Source organism: Paenibacillus sp. FSL R5-0470 (genome assembly GCF_037975205.1).
GTDB lineage: Bacteria > Bacillota > Bacilli > Paenibacillales > Paenibacillaceae > Paenibacillus_AQ.
Genome location: NZ_CP150238.1, coordinates 4,578,087 through 4,597,772, shown reverse-complemented (window position 1 = coordinate 4,597,772; position 19,686 = coordinate 4,578,087). Strand labels below are relative to the sequence as shown.

The following is a 19,686-nucleotide window of genomic DNA, read 5'->3' as shown; positions in this document are numbered from 1 at the left end:
GTCTTTCTATGAGGTGCATTTTTGCTCAGTTTCTGCAACTGATAAGATCTCAATGTTAAAAAGACAAATTTCCACTTGGAAAATTTGGTTTTCATAGATGATATCCCATATTCCGCCGATTTCTTCTACCGCATTCTTTACGCTTTTTAGACCGATACCATGAAAATGCTTGTCTCGTTTTGTTGTGGCTAATTCCCCGAAATGATTCATACGTATTGAATGCTGATATGGATTCTGTATTCTGATAAATAAAGTACCCTTATGATAATGAAGTTGGAATTTAATATAGGGCTGAGTCACACCTGGATGCTTGCATGCTTCTATGGCATTATCAAGGGTGTTCCCTAGAATAATGCTAAATGCATAAGCATCAAGGTCAAGCTGAGGTGGAATCTTAATATCCGTTTGAAAGGAAATACCCAGCTTTTTAGCAAATTGCGACTTGTAATTAATGATAGAGTCGATTAGGATGGAGCCGGTATTACTTTCACCTGAAGAGAGTTCTATTACTCCAAGAAGCTTATCCACATCATTCAGTCCGGCTTCTTTTTCCCCAGCTTGTAATTGAGACCTCAGGCCGAGCAATATATTCCTGAAATCATGTTGAAACGTAAAGACTTCTTGCTGCCTTTCTTTCGTGAGCAGATACTGGTTCATATAGTAGGTGTTTTGCTGTTCCAACAAGTAGTTTTTATTCTGTGCCGATTGTATGGTTAATACACGATCACACAAAAGAATGATCAGGAAGTTGATTAACAGCAATCCTCCGGACAAAGTCGGATACAACGCCGGATATTCCCGCAATGACAGCTCGCCCGATAATTTTGCAATACTGAGGATGCTGATAAACGGAAAGCAGAACAGCCCGATCCAATACCAACTGCTTAGACTGCCCTCGCCAAAAGCTTTGGTAAAACGAAGCGTGATCTGTACCAGTATAAACATCAGAATCTTCGACAAAAACAAGGTAAAGATGTATCCGCTTGTCGTATACACAGGTGCAGTAGCTGCATCCGAAAGAATAATCAGTGCGACTATAAATAAAGCAGCACCAATTCGCCATTGTATTTTTCCTTTATACAAAAAGGACAAGAGAACGATCCCCACTATATTAAGCCCTAGCATCCATAAGCCGGGGAATGGGCTGTAATGAAGGAGGAGTACGAAAATATAATAAGCAGTGTATACGGAATAAAGGATTACTTTGGATTCCCAAAGCCGTGGGAAACAATGATCATAGAAATAATGAATGATAAATGGGAGAACTGCCAGTGTGAGGGCATAGAACAGCTCATCCAGTAGAATATTATTCAAGCAGACTCCCCCTGAATTGCAAATAACTCTTTTTCACTACGGTGCTTTGCTTATCGCTAATCGGAAGTTCTTCCCCACTCGTTAATACAATTTTTTTGCCCTGAATTTGTTTTATGTAATCGAAATTCACAAGATACGATTGATGAATCCGCACAAACTGCTTCGAAGGTAGCTTTCCTTCTTCTATAGATAAAGTACTGTAATATTCCGTTTGATCTTCCGTTGTTTGCAAAATGATTTTTCGGCGATCACTTGCCAAGTACATAATATTACGGATTGGAATAAGTAGTTTAGTTCCGCTTTGGTGTACAGGCAGTAATTTTGGTTGATTTTGCTGACGCTTGACCTTTATTTGCTGAATCATAGAGATTAGTTTTTTTTCAAAAGACTCGTTATGTATAGGCTTCTTTATAAAACCAGAAGGTTGAACGTCAAATAGTTGAACATGATACTCTTCGTGGCTCGATACGTAAATCAACCGAACCCTATCATTATCACAATCTCTCCGTAATATATGACCCGCTGTTATTCCGCTTATTCCCTTCATTTCTATATCCATAAAAATAAGATCAAATGGACAACCATGTTGAATGGCTTTCGTGAAACTTTCACCAGAATAGAATATGGATACCTCTATCTTTACGGTCTGCTGAATGGGATGGTTAAGGATCAATCTCTCAATACATTCTGTTGTCTTAAAATCATCATCACAAATAGCAATATGTATCATGTGAAATTCCCCTCCTGTGTATAAATAATAATACATTATATGGGAGTATAATCAACCTTTATCCTTTTAGGGATCACTTGGAAGTGGTGAAAGTTACATTTATTCCAGTGTTTTTTACTATTGCGATTAGTAATTCTAGTAAACATGCTAATTTAATATCAATTAGTAGTAGACGGTATGGAGGAGTTGAAAAATGAATACAACAATCTTTGAAGCTGAGGGATTAACTAAACAGTACGGCAGTGCAAATGCGCTTCAAAATATAAATATGCAGATTAAACAGGGTGATATCTATGGTTTTGTAGGTGAGAATGGAGCAGGTAAAACCACACTCATGAAAATAATTAGTGGCTTAGTTTACCCTACAAAAGGGACTATCCAATTGATGGGTAAAAGTAGTGAGAAGGACATCGCACGAGTCAGGAAAAAAATGGGGGTTTTAATAGAGCTACCTGCCCTCTACCCCCATATGAATGCTGAAGAGAATTTAAGCTTTTATTGCAAGATTCATGGTATTTCGGATTTTAAGAGAATTAAAGATGTGCTGAATTTAGTGGGACTAACGGATGTTGAAAACAAAAATACAACGGAATATTCTCTGGGCATGCGTCAACGCTTAGGGCTGGCAATTTCCCTTCTCAATGAACCGGAATTTTTAGTGTTGGATGAACCGATTAATGGACTTGATCCTACAGGAATTGTAGAGATGAGAAAATTATTGGCTAAGCTGGCACATGAAAAAGGGGTTACCATCTTGATTTCCAGCCATATCTTGAGTGAGCTCCAATTGTTAGCTACCAAATTCGGGTTTATTCATAAAGGGCAGTTCATTAAGGAAGTCTCTGTGGAAGAACTCTTGCAATCAGCCGAAGCACAAATTTGTATTAAGACCGTTGAAATAGCTGCAGCAATAAACGTGCTTAAGAACGATCTTAATATTCATTCGATCACATTGTCAGAAGCCGGAGAAATATTGGTTCCCAAGGATTTGACAGATCTTGAACAGTTAATGTCAACGTTAATTAGAAATGGAATTCCACTTGAAGGAATCAACCTGTCCACAGCAAATCTTGAGCATTATTATATGGATCTGATAGGAGAATGAGCAATGAGGGATTTTCTGAAAGCTGAGTCTTACTTTATAAGAAGGGATATCATGTTTAAGGGAATTTCTCTTCTGTTCCTTATAGCAAGTCTGGTACTAGCAATCTGGATTGGCGGTAAAGGTGGTTTTGAAATCGGTAATCTCGCGGAACCCTTAACGATTGTGACACCTTTATCTTTATTTTTTTATTTTATTATTCCAGTTTACGTATGTTTTTTTGCAACCGAAGGATTTGAATATGGATCTATCAAAGTTATCCTGGCTTCCGGACAAAGTAGGTTTATCTATATCACGGGGAAATACCTTTCTGTTTTTAAAATTATTATATGGTGGATTTTACAATTTACAGTAGTGTTTTATCTCGCTTATATGATAGCTGCTTTGATAATTGGGACTGACATCGGTAATCGTAATTTTTCTGCTGACTTGATTCAAGTTTCCCGTGTACTGGGATTAAATATCCTTTATTTATCAGCTTATGCTGCTCTAATCATTATGGTAGGTATTCTTATTAAAAGAACGGCTTCAGCGGTGGTTGTAACTTTTCTAATTATATTCGGAGACTTCATGATATCCGGTTATTTCCGTGATGCTTCCTCCGCATTGTTAAGGGGGATTTCAGACCATGCTTTAACGACTCAGGTTATGAAGTTTTCCGGAATCTACGTCGTTAATTCACAACATATAGTCCTAACCGGAGCAAAGAGCTTTATGGAAGTGGTGTTGATTCCTGTGATTATCATAGCTATTAGTTTGTCTGTCACCTATATTTCGTTTGGAAAAAGAGATATACACGCGTAGATAAAGGAGGAATTGAAATGGACAGGGGTAATAGATCACCAAAAACGATCGTTATTGTAGGTGCGTTGCTAGCTATTGTAGTTTTTGTTGTTCTTTTTGTTGGTATTGAGATGGGATGAGGCTAGTCTCAGTATATGTTGCGGGGAGTTATGTGAAATGAAATACAATGTAGTATGGATCAGCATTAAAGAGTTATTTCATCCTTACCGTAAAAACATTTGGATAATCAGTATTGTTATGTTGGTGACTTCTATAGGGAGCTTTTTGACTCCTTGGTTTACCAAGCAACTTATTGACATTGGTATTCTAGGTTTGGATTTTTATCGAGTTATTCAATACGTAGGGCTAATTTTTTTAGTATTCCTTATCCAACAATTACTTGGTATTTTTCAATTCTATTACTATAAGGAAATAAGTGTGAGAATACCATATGACTTAAATAAGAAAGCTTGTAAACATGTGTTATCCGTACGCACGAAATTTTTTAAAGACAGAAATTTCTCAGTAGTGATGTCTGAGCTTTTTCAAGATATCGCCAACATATCGTCTTTGACAGACACGCAATTTTTAACATCTTTCGTTAATCTATTTAAAGTTTTCGCCGGCTTAACAGCATTGTTTTATATTAACTGGAAATTAACTCTAGTTATGCTCGCTACAATTCCAGTCAAAATGCTAATTAGCAGTTTTTTATATAAAAAGCAAGTAAAGGTATATGAAATCATTATGCACTTGCAATCAAATTTCTCAGAATGGTTAGGGGATGCAATTAGTGGCATTGAAGCGATAAAAGTATGGGGGATTACTGGAAAACGACTAGCGAAACTGAAAGTGAATCTGGATGGAAGTAAAAATGCTAAATCCAAGTTAATGCGTTATGGATTTATTGATAGTATATCGGGTTCGTTTATGACGACATTGTTTACTTGTGGTCTTTACTTGTACGGTGCTTGGTTAATCCAAAAAGATGAAATCACCATTGGCGGTCTGGTATCTTTCATTTCGTACTCATCATTGGTATTTGAACCAATTACTATCATATCGTATTTGATTACGCAATTATCCAGCGTGAAACCAGCCTTTGAGCGGTTTTTAAAATTTCTAAATACCGATGCTGAAATTGATAAACCGGAAGCGAAGGAATTATTAGAATCAATATCTATCAATGATCTGAAATTCGAAAACGTATCCTTGGTTTATGAGAATGAAAAAGCTCTGGATCAAGTGAATTTTACCATTCAAAAAGGTGAGAAAGTAGCGATTATTGGTTTGAACGGCAGCGGCAAATCATCTGTTGTAAATCTGCTGCTAAGATTCTATGAGCCAACTGAAGGCATCATCAAAATAAACGATAAAGATGTGAAAGAGTATACTTTTGAATCCTATCGCTCAATATGGAGCTTGATGGCTCAAAACAATTATCTTTTCAATGATACTGTGGCGAACAATATCAACATTTCTGAAGAGCTTACACTTACTGAGATATTGGAAAGCTGCAAACAGTCAGGGGCATATTCATTTATCCAAGACCTACCCGAAAAAATGGACACTCGAATTGGTTATAATGGCGCTAAACTATCGGGTGGACAAAAACAAAAAATAGCACTTGCCCGAACATTAGCACGTAAGGATACAAAAATTCTGCTATTGGATGAAGCAACCTCAAGCTATGACTATTATTCGGAGCAGGTTTTTAACGAGGAACTGTTGTCTTCAGATCGTTATATGATGACTATCATTATCACGCATCGACCGGAAGTATTAAAGAGATTAGATAAGATTATTTATTTAAATGGTGGCAAGGTTCTTGGGATAGGAACTTTTGATGAGTTGTATACATCTCAGGAGAGTTTTAGAGATATGATTACTAGTACTCAAAGGGAGGAAACCCCGGATGCCTTTTATTCCTTTTCAAACGAGAGCGAATCTACATTACGTCTATGACATGAATAGAAACAGTATTTATAAAATCAAACAGAATCAGTATGAAGCGTTAAGTCATATTTCTGAAGGCAGTTATGAGGAAGCTGATGTAAATGTGCTTAAAGATTTTCAAAAGAGAGGGCTTTTAGCTGAATCTCCGATTCTACAAATTGAGCATCCGGCAAGTCAAATGTTGGAGTACCAGTTAGAGCGCTGTGTTAACTCAATCACTTTTCAAATGTCTCAAAATTGCAACTTGCGTTGTGGTTACTGTCCTTACTCAAGCAATGAAATTTATAATAATCGTTCACATTCTGCCCTGAATATAACCTGGGATACTCTGCAGCAAGGGATTGATTTCCTTGTAGCCCATTCTAAAGACGTGGACCACTTGCATGTAGCTTTTTATGGTGGGGAGCCTTTGATTGAAAAAAAACTCATCATAGATACTATGAAATATACACAGGAAAAAGTCAGCGGCAAAGAAATTTCCTTTGGTATGACTACTAATGGCACACTTCTGGATGATAGTTTTGCAAGGGACGTTCGTGATTTTAACATATCCATTATGATTAGCCTGGATGGACCGAAGGATGTTCATAATGAAAATAGGACGTTTGTAAATGGACGTGGTTCCTATGAGATTGTATATCGTAATATTGTACATATTCGAGATAACTATCCTGATCTATATCAAAAACTGAAGTTCAATACAGTTATTAGTCCAGATGGTAAGTTTGAAGAGATCTTTGATTATTTTAGAGCGGGAGAAGGAGTTAGTGACCTCTCTAAAGTTAACTTTAATACACTATCCATGAACTATACAGAGACGGAATTCGTTTATGGTGAGGCTTATTTTGAAGAACGAAATTACGAAGCTTTGAAGGCATATCTATTGCTGCTAGGAAAAGTAAAAGAAGAGCCTGTGGCCTATCATAAACGTGATATCGAAACCATTTATAGCTACAAAGAGTTTCTTTCGCCAATCAATGAGACCCCGAAAATTGCTCATCCTAGCGGGACTTGTATACCAGGCTTGAAAAAACTTTTTGTAGATGTAAACGGTAACTTATTTCCTTGTGAGCGTATAGATGAAAATTCTTCACTAATGAAAATGGGAAATCTTCAGGATGGTTTTGATATTAAAAAGGTTCGAGAAATTTTGAATGTTGGAGCAGTTACGGAACAACACTGTAAAGAATGCTGGGCCTTTCATTGCTGCTCTATATGCCCCGCTGCAGCGGATAATGGAAAGGATGAACATTATTCAGAAAGCTATAAGCTTAGCAAATGCAACAGGGTTAAAGCGTCGGCATTAGAGAATTTGAAGAACTATACGATGATGAGGGAATTTAAATATCAGTTTAAAAGAGAGGATATTTCACTGTGAAGAAAAAACTGGCGGTTTACCCTTTTCACAAAGGTCTGATACCTTTATTGCTAACAGAAAGTGAGCTTCAGAATTTCGAGCTGATGTATGCCGTAGTTCCAAAAGGCTGGGAGTCATTCGATGAAGTGGACGACACTAAAAAGACTTTAATATGTGATGAAGAGAGCTTTTATTTAAATGATCTGATTAACTCAGTTGACGTACTGTTATTATGTAAGCCTCAATTTCAAGTTGATGAATCAGGTTACTGCCGGTTAACTTCTCTTGCAGAAGAGAAGGGAAAGCATATTATGTACGTGTCTGAATTAAAAACTGTATTAAACCAATCAACCATAGAGGGTTGGGAGTGTCTGGATCTAGAGCATCCTTCTATATCGAAACAGAATGCATTAGCGAGTATCGACGTCCCAGTTATTTTAATTATGGGGATGGGGGAAAACTGCGGAAAATGGAATTTGCAGCTTAAACTAAGTGAAAACTTTCGCAATTCGGGATATAAGATGAGTTTGATTTCCAGCAATGCACTATCTAGATTATGGGGATACCATACAATCCCAGACATTATAGACGGCAATGATCTAACGTTTTCAGAACAGGTCGAGAGTATGAATGCCTATATTAAATATATAGAACAAGCTGAGAATCCAGATGTCATTATTATTGGAGTTCCAGGAAGCATTCTTAAGTATAGCACTTCAGTTCCCAATGGATATGGGTATATACCTTTCCTAATCAGTAATGCAGTCACACCAGATATCACAATATTAAGTTTGTATAACGGAAATTACGAAGAATCTCATTTGAAAGAAATGAAGTCCACTTGTTTATATAAATATGGCGTTAATATTGATTACTATCATATTTCTGAGAATGTTTGTTTATATAATCCAGAAGCAAGACAACTAGAATACTATTCTGTAGATTATCGAGACTCAATGGAAAACAATTCCTATTCTCAAGAGGGGATGTATACTTTTAATCTTTCTAATTCTACAAGTCAGGAAGAGGCTTTTAGAAGAATTATAAGTGAGCTGCAAAATAATATTCCGATGATTTAAAGGAGGGGAAGGAGTTGTTGTATCTAAACGAACAGGTTATAGAAGAAACAGTCAAAAATTATGTCAAAGAATTCGATAGAACGACCAATCTATTAGGTGTAACTTCTGTTAGAAATATCATTTATATTTTAACAGATCTCGAGAATGAACTAGGATTCCAAATCAATGATTCTTTTATCCGTGAAATCAAAGACTTAACTGTAGAAAAACTTATTGAAGTTATACCGAAACATCTAAAGTAGTGGCATAGAAATTTCGCTCTATCATTCTCAATGCTGACATAAGAGATGTATTCAAAACAGACCCTATGACAAACTGAAAGGAGGGGACTAAACAATGGAACTGAATAAAAACGCTTCTCAACAAGTAGCTCCTATGGTCTCTACATTTGCAGCTTGCTGGTGTATGTGCCTATGCCTTATTTTTACAGAAAAAAGACATAGTGACCAATTAGATGCTTTGAATGCAGTTAAAAATTAGTGGATTTATGCATCATTAATTGAGATCCTGTTTTTGATGAAGTTTTATTAGAAAATTGGCTGTTTTGGATACATCCTTTATGTCAGCATTTAAACTCTAATCTAAAATCTCCGGCAACCATATTGCCAGGAGATTTTTTTTGTTCAGGGCTTGTTTTTGATTGGGCTGATATCGGAAGAGTACTGAAAGTCACAGAGGATTATTTTAATTATAGATATAATGAAAGCGTTATCTTTTTATTGCAGTTTACTTAAATTAAAAGGAGATAAGCTATGAGAGTGAACAAAGTTTCTTTTAACCAGCTTGTGTTTATTTGTTTAGGGATTCAATACATGTTAATGCATTTGTTCTCTGCAGGCGAGGCGATTGTCATCACATCCATAGAGCTTGTTATATACATGATTTTTACCGTTGTTGGCCTTGTAGGATTTTTTATGCGGAGCAGAAAAGTGGATAGTGAGGCTATTTCCGGATTGGTCGCATTATTCTTCAGTGTATTATGGATGGTATCTTTATTCTCGCAATTTAAGAAAGAAAGCTACCCAGATGCTTTAACGGTAATTAATTCGCTTGGCGTTGCTACTGCCCTACTTGTGCTTCTGGCTGAGTTCATCATTATAGCTAAGGCCTAGCGTAAACACAAACAAAAAAAAAAGACAGGTCTATTTAAGACTTGTCTTGTTTTTTATGCATTCCCAGAAATGAAAGCTCACCCTGTACATTCCGCTTAAATTCATATTCTGAATCATGCTTCGTATGATGGAATCTTGTTTCCGAGATTGGATAAAAGGGAGTGACTTCTACATCATTCCAGACAAAATAGTAATCTTGCCCACTACGCTCCACGCTCGCTTTGCAGCCATATCCCTCATAGGTTCCCATATAAGAAGCATAAATGCTATCATCAAGCGGGTAGGCTTGCGGAGAGATCGGCACCCTTACAGGTTCGCCGAAGACTAATCCAGCTAGCGATTCTGTTAACTTAGTGACGGGTACGCAATCATAATTAGTCAACATGATTATGCTTGTTTGATCTTCAGGGTATCTATGCAGTTCACTTCGGAAGCCGCGATAGGCACCGCCGTGATACATTCTTTTTCGATCAAAACGTTCGTCCAAGAACCAACCAAATCGATATTTGAGGTTACTGGAATGAAAAGCCATCTCTAGGGTGTTATGAGACACTAATTGATCGGAGTATAAGGCTTGATCCCACAGGAAAAGATCGGCAGCGGTCGAATACATCCCGCCAGCAGATAAGATAGAACTCATATCTATGTATTCCCCCTGAGTATACTCTCCCCAAGAAGAATGATAAGGTGAGGCTAATTTTTGAATAATCTGCTGATTGTTATAAACTCCTGTATTTACCATGCCCAGAGGCTGTAATATAAAAGTAGTGATATAATCTTCAAATGTCATCCCTGTAATCTTCTCAATAATCATCCCCAGCAAATAATAACCTGAGTTGTTATAGGCAAATGAAGTGCCAGGCATAAATGCAGGGGGCTGACTCACAAATAGCTGTAACATCTCCTGTGGAGTCAGCTTTAGCTTATTTAATTTTTGATTATATTCGGGTATGGAAGTGTAGTTGGCTATACCAGAGGTATGTCCCAGCAGGTGAAGGATGGTAATCCCCTCTAGTGCATGCTGCTGAGGGAGATATTTTAGGATTGGATCTTCCAGTCTGAGACGTTTTTGTTCTTTTAGCATCAGGATAGCCATGCCAGTGAATGATTTGGTAAGTGACCAGATCCGGAATTTGGTATCTAAAGTGTTGGGGACCTGATGTTCAAGATTCGCATATCCGTACGCTTTATGTAACTCGATTTCTCCACGCTGAGCTATTAAGACTGTGCCACTTAATGGCCAGCTTTGTTCGTATTTATCTAAATAGTGCTCCAGACGCTGGAACTGTGTATCCACAGGTAACCCCTCCTTAAAGGCATATTCTAACATAATAATAAATTCAGTTGAAGTGGAGAGAAATCGATGAGATATGATTGTTTGATTATTGATGATGAAATTGAGCTTGCGGAGACCACCTGCGAATATTTTAATTTGTTTGATGTTCAAACCGCATTTGTTACGAGCGCCGATGCCTGTCGGAGCTTTTTGAGTGAGCATCAGGTGTCGATGTTACTCCTAGATATTAATTTAGGTGGTGAATCCGGCTTCCAGTTATGCAAAGAACTGCGTCAGACGACCGGGATTCCCATCCTGTTTATTAGTGCCCGCTCCAGTGAGGATGATGTATTAATTGCGCTAGATATCGGGGGAGATGATTATATTCATAAGCCATATACCCTGAGAGTGCTGCTGGCAAAAGTAAAGGCGGTGCTTAAACGGTACAACAACGAAGTTGTAGCCGAGTCCTCCCTTCTTGAATCCGGACCCATCCAGATTGATCCCGAACTCAGAAGGGCAAGTCTTAACGGCGTACCCCTCAAGCTGAAAACAATGGAATATAAATTGCTAAAGTTTTTGATCCAGCATAAAAATCGGGTAATCCCTAAAGAGGAGCTATTTACAGGGGTATGGGGGGATGTTTTTGCGGGAGATGGCACCTTAAATGTACATATCCGTCATCTTCGTGAGAAGATTGAGCAGAATCCTAACGATCCGCAGTACATCCGTACCGTATGGGGCATCGGTTATGCTTTTGAGGATAAATAAGCTATGACTAAAAAACTGCTGATAGCTCTGATGCTCACTATACTCGCTGCAAGTATAACTCTCTTATTGCTGATATTTAATTTGAAAGTGGAGACCTCAACAGACCGAGTGGCGATCAATACCATTGTTAAGCTTACAGAGCAGCATTGGGATAAGCTTGAGCCGAAACTGTACAAGGAAAGTCCTTATGATTTCGCCATTATTGATACTTCTGGTGAACTTAAATATCAGACTGAAAATGCGATTTCCGTTAGCGTTAACGAAGCTATCAATAATCGGGATACCTTAGTTGATGTTGTTGTTCGGGATCAGCTGGTGGGTAAAGTAATTATTAATAATGATTACCGTACGATTTTTATACATATGAAACAACAATTTATACAAGTTTCTGTTGCGATGCTGCTTTTGCTTACAATTTTAGGCATCCTCTATATTTGGTTCCTGAATAGATCCATTCTTCGTCCGTTTCGCAAAATGCAGCTATTCGCAAACCATATCGCAAGAGGCGATCTTGAAGTGCCTCTGGAGATGGATCGTAATCATCTATTTGGTGCTTTTACCGAAAGCTTCGATATGATGCGGGAAGAGCTAGCGGCGGCTAGGCACAGTGAATATTTAGCGAACAAGAGTAAGAAGGAGCTGGTTGCTAGTCTCAGTCATGATATTAAGACACCCGTCGCTTCGATGAAGGCGATTACGGAACTGATGTTATTAAGCGCAAGAGATGAGAAGACAAGCAGACAGCTAAATACCTTGTATTCCAAAGCGGATCAGATTGATCGTCTGGTCACAGACATGTTCCATTCCACCTTGGAGGAACTGAATGAACTAAACGTCAGCTTAACGGAGGAGAATAGTCACCTCCTGACCCAAATTATAAATAATGTGAACTTCTACGAACGGATTTCAGCTGCATCTGTGCCAGACTGCATCATTATGGTGGATCCCTTACGGCTGCAGCAGGTCATCGATAATGTTGTGAACAATTCCTATAAGTATGCCTACGCCGGTACACCCATCGATATTCAATTCGAGATTAGGGATCATTATCTGGAGATTGATGTTCTGGATTATGGTCCGGGTATCCCTGAGGAGGAATTGCCTTTAATATTCAATAAATTCTTTAGGGGCAGTCTGGCCGTGAGCCAGAACGGTGCAGGTCTAGGTCTGTACATTTCTCGTTATATGATGCAAAAAATGCAGGGCGACATTGTATGCTCCAATCGGGAGGATGGATTTACTGTAAAGCTGCTGATTCCTTTAGCAGGATAGAATTAAGAATTCGCTAAGGATTGCACAAAGACATGTTAAGAACATTTAACGTACGATTAGGTTGCAATTACGAATGAGTCTGTAATTGCAGCCATTATATTGTGCGTAGAGCTAGGGTTACTATTAGCGTAATTAATGAGCATGAACGTAAATGGAGTGTTCAACATGAACGAAGTGAATAATAAAGTATTGATGCAGACCCATAAGCTTGGAAAAACCTTTTCCCATGGAGGAACTCAGCAGCATGTATTAAAAAATCTGGATCTGACCTTATATCATGGTGATTTCACGATTATCATGGGCAGCTCTGGTTCTGGTAAATCAACACTGCTGTATGCCATTTCGGGAATGGATAAGCCAACGCTTGGAGAGGTCTTGTTTGAAGGTCAAGATATTACGGCGATGAGTAATGATCAGCTGGCGATATTCCGGCGGAAGAATTGTGGATTTGTGTTTCAGCAGATCCATCTGCTCGATTCAATGAGTGTCCTCGACAATGTATTATCAAGTGCTTTTCTTGTCCAAAAGGATAGAGCTAGGGCTGTGGAAAAAGCCAAAAAGCTGCTCTTAGATGTAGGCCTGGATGACACCATCTGGGGTAAGTTTCCAGCGCAAATTTCAGGAGGAGAAGCTCAGCGTGCCGGTATTATCCGGGCCCTTATCAACAGTCCAAAAGCGGTCTTTGCGGATGAGCCGACTGGAGCGTTAAATAGCTCAGCAGGAATAGGGGTACTGCGTGTCCTAACCGAGGTAAATAAGCAGGGGCAAAGCATAATTATGGTAACCCATGATCTCAAAACTGCGCTGCGTGGTAATCGGATCTTGTATCTGCAGGATGGGGTAGTCATCGGAGATTTGCGCCTTTCCCCTTATAGCGAAGATAGTGGACCTGAACGGCAGCAGCAATTACAGTCCTTTCTGACCGAATTGGGGTGGTAGGGATGAGAAGCTTAATAGGAAAGCTTGCTTGGTCCAATATTCGTAAAAGAAAAAGTGCAACGATTACGCTCTTCGTATTGATTATGATTGCTGCGCTGCTGCTGAACATTGGCCTCACGGTCAGCTTGAAGCTTAATTCTTTTCAGCAAGAAAAAATATCGAAGCTAAATACACCTGATATCACCGCTTATTTTCCTTTAAATGAGAATGTGAAGAATTATGAATCTCTGGTGGATAGCTATCCTTATACTGAAACATGGGAGAATGAGGCGGCGCTTCTGCTACCTGATGTAAAGATAAACTACGGGGGAAACAATACAGCTATTGCTTTCTTGATTCTTAATAAGGATTCGCAGCGCTCTATGGGACTATTTAATACCACTTCTCGGTTGGAACCTGCGGATCAAAATACAATTTATTTGCCGTATATCTTTCACGGAGGCTCAGGGTATAACCTTGGGGATACGATCTCGTTTGAATACGATAACAACAAATTCACTTATACCATCGGTGGATTTACGGAGGAACCCCTTTTTGGGACATTGACGAATGGGGCTTTGAAAATATTTTTAAACGATGAAGGTTATAAGCAATTAGAGGAACGGCTTGGGAAAGAAGTTCAATTTAATTTTTTATCTGTACAATTAAACGAACGGGCGAAAGAAGTCAAGCTGGAGCAAAAGTTGAGTGAACAGATTTTTGGATCTGGAAACACAAGTTCATTTTTAGTCATGCGAACTGATGTGGGGCTCGAAGGTAACCGCGTTTTTGTGAATATTTTAGCCGCTATTCTGATTGTATTTGCATTGATTATGGTTGTAATCTCGTTGATTGTGATCAGGTTTCAGATCTTCGGGAATATTGAGGATAACCTAACCAACATCGGTGTTTTGAAAGCGAACGGTTATACGTCAAGGCAGATCATATCCTCATTTCTGTTACAGTTCGTCTCAGTATCTATAATGGCCTCCATACCGGGAAGTTTGATTTCTGTTCTAGTCATGCCCTTAGTAGGTAATATGATTTCGTCTTCGGTTGGACTGTTGTGGCCGACAACTTTTGAATTATTAAGTGCTTTGTTGAGTTTGCTTATCGTTACGGTGCTGATTCTCTTAGTTGCCTACCTGTCTAGTAGAAAGATTCGAAGGATTACTCCGATAGCAGCTCTTCAGAGCGGGCTTCTTACCCACAATTTTAAGAAAAATCATTTTCCGCTAGCGAGCACTTCATTGAATTTGCAATTCGCCTTAAGTCTGAAGTCTTTATTTAGACAGACCAAGCAGAATTTTATGATCGTGCTGATCGTTGCAGGGTTGACCTTTTCGAGTATATTTTGCTCCATCCTTAATTTTAACTTTAAAGGGGATACTTCAGCCGTTTTAGATTTAGTGGGTCTAGAACGTACCAATTTGCAACTTGATCTAAAAAAAGCTGATCATGATCCAAAGATATTTGCAGAAGTAGAGGCCATGTCTGAGGTTCAGAAGATCTCCATATTGGAAGGTAGAGTAGCTTCTATAGATGATTCCAGTTTTATGATCCGTGTATCTGATGATTATGCCAAGCTGGAGACGCAGACGGTCTATAAAGGTAGGCAGCCCATTTTTGATAATGAAATTGCGATATCCGGTGTAATTGCAAAAATGAAAAATAAATCGATTGGGGACGAGATTCCAGTTACGTTTAATGGGGTAACCCAAAATTATTTGGTGACTGGTCTTAGCCAGCAGATTAATCAGTTAGGTATGGTAGCTACCATAACAGAAGATGGAATGAGAAAATTGCAGCCGAATTACTCAGTCCAGTCCATTAATGTGTACTTAAAGGAAGGGGAAGATCCTCAAGCGTTCATCCAAAAGCTTGAAGAGCGTTTCCCTGGACAATGGAATGTAACGAACATTTTAGATATGTTAGAAAGCACGCTTAGTACATTCACTACAGCAGTATCTTCTATGACAGCAGTCATTACTGCGGTCACGATTATAGTGGTTAGTTTAATTTTGTATTTGGTGATTAAGACGTTGATTATGAAACGTAAGCGGGAATTCGGTATTCTTAAAGGTATCGGATATACGACCTTTAATTTGATGACACAGATTACGTTCAGTCTTTTTCCGGTGATTGTAGTTGGAGTATTATTGGGGAGTTTAGCAGGTTATTTTTTCTCGGATTCGGCGTTTGTATTATTGCTTTCAAGTCTAGGCATTTATAACGTTCAACTGGCGGTTAGTCTGCCTCAAGTGCTTCTACTGTGTGCTGTCATTCTAGTTGTTGCTTATGTGGTATCCATGTTAGTTGCAAGACGGATTCGGAAGGTCAGTGTATATGATTTGATTATGGACTAAGAGCTTGAACAAGAAACAACGAGCTGGAGATAGGCTGCACCTGTATTAATAGGTTCCACAGCCACTCCATACTCGTTGTTATTTTTATTACATATTCATTCGTCCGTCATCATAATTGAATTGCCAATCGATGCCGAATTTATCTTTTAGACTACCATAACACGAGCTCCAGAAGGTTTCTTGTAATTCCATACCTACTTTTCCGCCTTCTTTAAGCTTATGGAAATATTTCTTTATGCCATCCAAATCCTTACTAACTACCGAAAGACTAATGTTATTTCCTTCCACAAAAGGCATGCCCGGAAAAACATCAGAGAACATTACATTACTGCCTTCGATATTCAAGCGAGTGTGCATAACTAAATCTTTGGCTTCTTCAGGAAGAGTGAAATTGGGATCAGGTGGTGTTTCGCCAAAGGTCATGATTTGTGGACGTTCAACGCCAAATACCTCCGCGTAAAATTCTGCGGCTTGACGGCAATTCCCGTTGAAATTCAGATAAACATCGATAGACATTTACTTCACTCCTTAAAAGTTTTATTGGCATCGAAAGCATGGTTTAAAGTTAAAATTTAAGATATCTCGCGACTTCCATATTGTATCATTTACCAGTGTATAAACAAATATACTTATAGTCTCATTTGGTATGAACTTAAATATGACTAATCAAAAAAAGCCGCTGGAATATGATCCAGCGGCTTTTTTCCTATGATTTAATTCGTTTACCGAGCAGAACTAGTAGCCAAATGATACCAGCACCTACTATGGCATGACCGAGACCCGCAATATGCGGTAAGAAGCTGATATCAGTCCCGTTAATTTGCAGCATCCCGCGAGTGGCCATAGTACCGATCGTGATCAGGAGACCAATGTTATATACAATGTACCATGCGCCAAAGGATTTAGCTTCATGGATATTAAATAACTTGGCTAGGATCAATGCGATTATAAAGAAGAAGAAGCCCAGTACAAGGATATGAGTATGAAGTGCAACTAAGATGGTGTTTCCTTCGAAATCATTCATTTTGGTAATTTCACGATAAGCAACACCTGCTATCAAACCAAGAATGGCATAGAAAAAAGACGTGTAATACAATTTTTTCATGATCATGACTCCTTTATGTTTATTGTTATATTGAAATCATATCTTTCAAATAAGAACGCAGTATGAACAAATGATTATATAGTGATTAATTTCACGGAATTGACAAAAATTAATCTCTTAAGCATGTCCCACATAGTTTCCACACAATATTCATCTATAATCATTAATATTATTGAACCCCACTATTCATTGAATTCAGGGTGTTCGATGGCACGGGAGGATGAATATGAAAAAAGCGGATTGGATCATAGCCATTCTAGTTATGGGAATGGGTCTGATGTGCATGTTGGTTTCAGCAAATTTTTTTCGTATTGATTTTTTCCGTATTATAAAGTAGGAGATGGTTTTTTTGAAAAGAGGAGTATTTGCAGTAATCTGTGTTGTTATTTTGTCATTTGGAATTGGAACAGCAGCTTATGCTGCCGGGTTTGCTCCAAGCACTTTTAAAGAGATGTTGCCCTTTATGAAAGAAAGACATCCTAACTTAGGTGATTCCGAGCTAGAACAAATGTATAAGAGCTGTCATCAACAAGAGGGCATTTCTAGTACTCGTGGAATGATGTAAGGTTATGCTGATATAGTGTCAACTATAAACAACGCCTTTTAAAAAGAACCCTTTGTTGCATACAACAAAGGGTTCTTTTTTTAACTTTATCATCCCATAAGTATCCTATTACAATCTTAAGTTACCGGGTTCAATGCTCCTTGATACTCATACATTAAATTGTCGATAATCTGCTGTACGGACAATATCTCTTTAATCTCATGAACTCTGGACCCGGCAAACACTAATCCGTTCTTAACATCTCCTCTAAGCGAAGTTAGCAGGGATTCCATGGTACAGAAGCGATGCGAACATACCTTTAGACAATTAGAGCATTTTGCTATTTTTAATTTGGCATCATCACTAATACGTTCTGTGAATTCATTACGAATCGCTCTGCCATCTAGCCCAACTGTAGACTTAATTAGAATAGTATCACCTTGCTGAGCATCTACATATTTTTGTTTAAAGGCCAAAGGAGCATCACATTCATGGCTCGCCACGAAACGAGTCCCCATCTGAACACCAGAAGCGCCAATCCGAAGGGCTTTTGCGATATCATTTCCCGTCAGAATCCCACCAGCAGCAATAACCGGAATCGAAACGGCTTCTACAACCTCAGGAAGAATTTCGAACATGGATCTCTCTGTGCCCAAATGGCCTCCGGCTTCAAATCCTTCCACTACGACTGCAGAGGCACCAAGTCTTTCGGATATTCTGGCTAATTTGGCGGAGGAAACAATAGACACCACAGGAGTACCATACTCTTTACCCCAAGCATAAATATCTCTGGAAATCCCGGCTCCAGAAATAATAAAGTCCACTTTTTCTTCCAAAGCGACCTTCATTTTATCAGCAAAATCCTTCATCGCGAATAGAACATTCACACCGATATATCCAATCCCTTTTGAGAGCTCTCTTGTTTTGCGAATATGCATTCTCAGTTCATCAGTGGTGATTCCTGTACCGGAAATGGTGCCGATCCCGCCTGCATTGGCTACAGCAGCAGCTAAGCCACTTAAGGATATGCCTACGCCCATACCCCCTTGAATTACAGGAACCTTGGATTTAATATGCCCAAATTGGATTGTTGGCAGTTTCATATACGCACCTCTTTCACTAGTTGTAGACCGTTATAAAATGTCTACTGGAGTAACAGTTATAAAGGTATCACAGTTAAATCTTTGCAGATGTGACTGTGCGCATGCTCAAACTATGTTAAATATCATGTTCATATTATAGGAGGGGGAAATATAGAAATCCGTTTATGATACAATAAATAGCAATATTATAAGGAGAGAAGGACTATGTATGGAGTTTGAATATTTGCTTCGTGTAGTTGGAGCTGGAATTTGTGGTGTTTTAGTTGGCTTTGAACGAAAAAGTCGGATGAAAGAAGCGGGAGTTAGAACGCATTTTATTGTTGCTTTAGGTGCTGCACTTATGATGATCATTTCAAAATATGGATTTCAGGATCAAGCTGATTGGTCCTATGTTAAGCTCGATCCCGCACGTATAGCTGCCCAGGTAGTAAGTGGAGTGGGATTTCTTGGTGCAGGAATGATTTTCATGCATAGACACACTGTGAAGGGCCTGACAACTGCAGCGGGGATTTGGGCAACGGCGGGACTAGGGCTGGCGATTGGATCGGGCCTATATATTCTTGGTGGAGGAGCAACGATTATTATCTTACTCGGGCAAAAGATTTTGCATGGCCGATACAGTTGGCTGGCCTCACCGAAAACGCAACAGATTGTGATCTGTCTGACTAATTCAGAAGGAGCCGTGAGTAGAATTCAACAGCTCCTTGAAGAAAAAAATATTACCATTTTAAGCTTTCACGCTGAAAATAATAGTCTTGCCTCCGAATTGAATTTAGAAATTATCGTAAAATTTCCTGAATCGTTTAATGCTGTGAAATTGTTGTCACTGATACAAGAGGACGCGTCTGTTAAGGCAGTAGAATTTCAATAATTTTTTTAACACTACGCATCAAAAGTT

Annotated in this window: 20 protein-coding genes; 14 read left to right on the top strand and 6 right to left on the bottom strand. The window is 38.7% G+C overall.

Going from position 1 to position 19,686, the window contains the following annotated elements; genetic code table 11:
* Positions 1–6 precede the first annotated feature (6 nt).
* Together MKY99_RS20360 and MKY99_RS20355 are read right to left on the bottom strand one after the other, a co-directional pair.
* Positions 7–1,314 (bottom strand): GHKL domain-containing protein, encoded by a 1,308-nt coding sequence (locus tag MKY99_RS20360; RefSeq protein ID WP_339266064.1) that lies wholly within the window; start codon positions 1,312–1,314, stop codon positions 7–9.
* The gene (locus MKY99_RS20355) at positions 1,307–2,044 is read right to left on the bottom strand and encodes a LytTR family DNA-binding domain-containing protein (protein ID WP_339266062.1); all 738 of its coding nucleotides are present in this window, start codon (positions 2,042–2,044) and stop codon (positions 1,307–1,309) included. Before MKY99_RS20355 ends, MKY99_RS20360 begins: the two co-directional genes overlap by 8 nt.
* Positions 2,045–2,237: 193 nt before the next feature.
* Between MKY99_RS20355 and MKY99_RS20350 the strand changes: the two genes are divergently transcribed.
* The 8 genes from MKY99_RS20350 to MKY99_RS20315 all read left to right on the top strand — a co-directional run bounded on the left by MKY99_RS20350 (position 2,238) and on the right by MKY99_RS20315 (position 9,433).
* A complete protein-coding gene (locus MKY99_RS20350; RefSeq protein ID WP_339266060.1) occupies positions 2,238–3,149 on the top strand; it encodes an ATP-binding cassette domain-containing protein in 912 nt (303 codons plus the stop codon).
* 3 nt (positions 3,150–3,152) lie between these two features.
* A complete protein-coding gene (locus tag MKY99_RS20345; RefSeq protein ID WP_076300537.1) occupies positions 3,153–3,950 on the top strand; it encodes a hypothetical protein in 798 nt (265 codons plus the stop codon).
* 156 nt (positions 3,951–4,106) lie between these two features.
* Positions 4,107–5,894 carry an ABC transporter ATP-binding protein gene (locus MKY99_RS20340; protein WP_339266058.1) on the top strand — a complete coding sequence of 596 codons (1,788 nt, stop codon included), beginning with the start codon at positions 4,107–4,109 and terminating at the stop codon, positions 5,892–5,894.
* A gap of 1 nt (position 5,895) precedes the next feature.
* A complete protein-coding gene (locus MKY99_RS20335; RefSeq protein ID WP_339266056.1) occupies positions 5,896–7,263 on the top strand; it encodes a radical SAM protein in 1,368 nt (455 codons plus the stop codon).
* Complete coding sequence (locus tag MKY99_RS20330; protein WP_339266054.1) at positions 7,260–8,321, top strand: TIGR04066 family peptide maturation system protein; 1,062 nt, start codon at positions 7,260–7,262, stop codon at positions 8,319–8,321. Before MKY99_RS20335 ends, MKY99_RS20330 begins: the two co-directional genes overlap by 4 nt.
* A gap of 14 nt (positions 8,322–8,335) precedes the next feature.
* Entirely contained in the window at positions 8,336–8,563 is a 228-nt protein-coding gene (locus MKY99_RS20325; protein WP_339242538.1) for a hypothetical protein, read from the top strand.
* Positions 8,564–8,657: 94 nt separating this feature from the next.
* The gene (locus MKY99_RS20320) at positions 8,658–8,801 is read left to right on the top strand and encodes a hypothetical protein (RefSeq protein WP_156113154.1); all 144 of its coding nucleotides are present in this window, start codon (positions 8,658–8,660) and stop codon (positions 8,799–8,801) included.
* Positions 8,802–9,073: 272 nt separating this feature from the next.
* Positions 9,074–9,433, top strand: coding sequence for a hypothetical protein (locus MKY99_RS20315; RefSeq protein ID WP_339266051.1), 360 nt, complete (start codon positions 9,074–9,076; stop codon positions 9,431–9,433).
* 34 nt (positions 9,434–9,467) lie between these two features.
* On the opposite strand, the gene MKY99_RS20310 is transcribed toward MKY99_RS20315, so the two are convergent.
* Positions 9,468–10,730 (bottom strand): serine hydrolase domain-containing protein, encoded by a 1,263-nt coding sequence (locus MKY99_RS20310; protein WP_339266049.1) that lies wholly within the window; start codon positions 10,728–10,730, stop codon positions 9,468–9,470.
* 66 nt (positions 10,731–10,796) lie between these two features.
* Here MKY99_RS20310 and MKY99_RS20305 point away from each other — a divergent pair, with 66 nt between their 5' ends.
* The 4 genes from MKY99_RS20305 to MKY99_RS20290 all read left to right on the top strand — a co-directional run bounded on the left by MKY99_RS20305 (position 10,797) and on the right by MKY99_RS20290 (position 16,036).
* On the top strand, positions 10,797–11,480 hold the full coding sequence (locus tag MKY99_RS20305; protein WP_076300532.1) for a response regulator transcription factor: 684 nt from the start codon (positions 10,797–10,799) through the stop codon (positions 11,478–11,480).
* Between the two features lie 3 nt (positions 11,481–11,483).
* Positions 11,484–12,752, top strand: coding sequence for a HAMP domain-containing sensor histidine kinase (locus MKY99_RS20300; RefSeq protein ID WP_339266047.1), 1,269 nt, complete (start codon positions 11,484–11,486; stop codon positions 12,750–12,752).
* Between the two features lie 165 nt (positions 12,753–12,917).
* Entirely contained in the window at positions 12,918–13,691 is a 774-nt protein-coding gene (locus tag MKY99_RS20295; RefSeq protein WP_339266045.1) for an ABC transporter ATP-binding protein, read from the top strand.
* Positions 13,692–13,693: 2 nt separating this feature from the next.
* Entirely contained in the window at positions 13,694–16,036 is a 2,343-nt protein-coding gene (locus tag MKY99_RS20290) for an ABC transporter permease (RefSeq protein WP_339266042.1), read from the top strand.
* Between the two features lie 87 nt (positions 16,037–16,123).
* On the opposite strand, the gene MKY99_RS20285 is transcribed toward MKY99_RS20290, so the two are convergent.
* The gene (locus tag MKY99_RS20285) at positions 16,124–16,552 is read right to left on the bottom strand and encodes a VOC family protein (protein ID WP_042189935.1); all 429 of its coding nucleotides are present in this window, start codon (positions 16,550–16,552) and stop codon (positions 16,124–16,126) included.
* Positions 16,553–16,742: 190 nt separating this feature from the next.
* Entirely contained in the window at positions 16,743–17,141 is a 399-nt protein-coding gene (locus MKY99_RS20280; RefSeq protein ID WP_042189934.1) for a DUF2871 domain-containing protein, read from the bottom strand.
* A gap of 349 nt (positions 17,142–17,490) precedes the next feature.
* Here MKY99_RS20280 and MKY99_RS20275 point away from each other — a divergent pair, with 349 nt between their 5' ends.
* The gene (locus MKY99_RS20275; RefSeq protein ID WP_339266038.1) at positions 17,491–17,706 is read left to right on the top strand and encodes a hypothetical protein; all 216 of its coding nucleotides are present in this window, start codon (positions 17,491–17,493) and stop codon (positions 17,704–17,706) included.
* Between the two features lie 116 nt (positions 17,707–17,822).
* Here the strand turns inward: MKY99_RS20275 and MKY99_RS20270 are convergent, their stop codons facing one another.
* Entirely contained in the window at positions 17,823–18,788 is a 966-nt protein-coding gene (locus tag MKY99_RS20270) for a nitronate monooxygenase (RefSeq protein ID WP_339266035.1), read from the bottom strand.
* A 208-nt stretch (positions 18,789–18,996) separates the two neighbouring features.
* On the opposite strand from MKY99_RS20270, the gene MKY99_RS20265 reads away from it, so the two are divergent.
* On the top strand, positions 18,997–19,659 hold the full coding sequence (locus tag MKY99_RS20265; protein WP_042189928.1) for an MgtC/SapB family protein: 663 nt from the start codon (positions 18,997–18,999) through the stop codon (positions 19,657–19,659).
* Positions 19,660–19,686: the final 27 nt, after the last annotated feature.

Bases quoted from the DNA above. Each gene is read 5' to 3' on its own strand.
- MKY99_RS20355 (WP_339266062.1), bottom strand. From the start codon at position 2,044: ATGATACATATTGCTATTTGTGATGATGATTTTAAGACAACAGAATGT.
- MKY99_RS20350 (WP_339266060.1), top strand. From the start codon at position 2,238: ATGAATACAACAATCTTTGAAGCTGAGGGATTAACTAAACAGTACGGC.
- MKY99_RS20345 (WP_076300537.1), top strand. From the start codon at position 3,153: ATGAGGGATTTTCTGAAAGCTGAGTCTTACTTTATAAGAAGGGATATC.
- MKY99_RS20340 (WP_339266058.1), top strand. From the start codon at position 4,107: ATGAAATACAATGTAGTATGGATCAGCATTAAAGAGTTATTTCATCCT.
- MKY99_RS20335 (WP_339266056.1), top strand. From the start codon at position 5,896: ATGAATAGAAACAGTATTTATAAAATCAAACAGAATCAGTATGAAGCG.
- MKY99_RS20320 (WP_156113154.1), top strand. From the start codon at position 8,658: ATGGAACTGAATAAAAACGCTTCTCAACAAGTAGCTCCTATGGTCTCT.
- MKY99_RS20315 (WP_339266051.1), top strand. From the start codon at position 9,074: ATGAGAGTGAACAAAGTTTCTTTTAACCAGCTTGTGTTTATTTGTTTA.
- MKY99_RS20305 (WP_076300532.1), top strand. From the start codon at position 10,797: ATGAGATATGATTGTTTGATTATTGATGATGAAATTGAGCTTGCGGAG.
- MKY99_RS20300 (WP_339266047.1), top strand. From the start codon at position 11,484: ATGACTAAAAAACTGCTGATAGCTCTGATGCTCACTATACTCGCTGCA.
- MKY99_RS20295 (WP_339266045.1), top strand. From the start codon at position 12,918: ATGAACGAAGTGAATAATAAAGTATTGATGCAGACCCATAAGCTTGGA.
- MKY99_RS20290 (WP_339266042.1), top strand. From the start codon at position 13,694: ATGAGAAGCTTAATAGGAAAGCTTGCTTGGTCCAATATTCGTAAAAGA.
- MKY99_RS20285 (WP_042189935.1), bottom strand. From the start codon at position 16,552: ATGTCTATCGATGTTTATCTGAATTTCAACGGGAATTGCCGTCAAGCC.
- MKY99_RS20280 (WP_042189934.1), bottom strand. From the start codon at position 17,141: ATGAAAAAATTGTATTACACGTCTTTTTTCTATGCCATTCTTGGTTTG.
- MKY99_RS20270 (WP_339266035.1), bottom strand. From the start codon at position 18,788: ATGAAACTGCCAACAATCCAATTTGGGCATATTAAATCCAAGGTTCCT.
- MKY99_RS20265 (WP_042189928.1), top strand. From the start codon at position 18,997: ATGGAGTTTGAATATTTGCTTCGTGTAGTTGGAGCTGGAATTTGTGGT.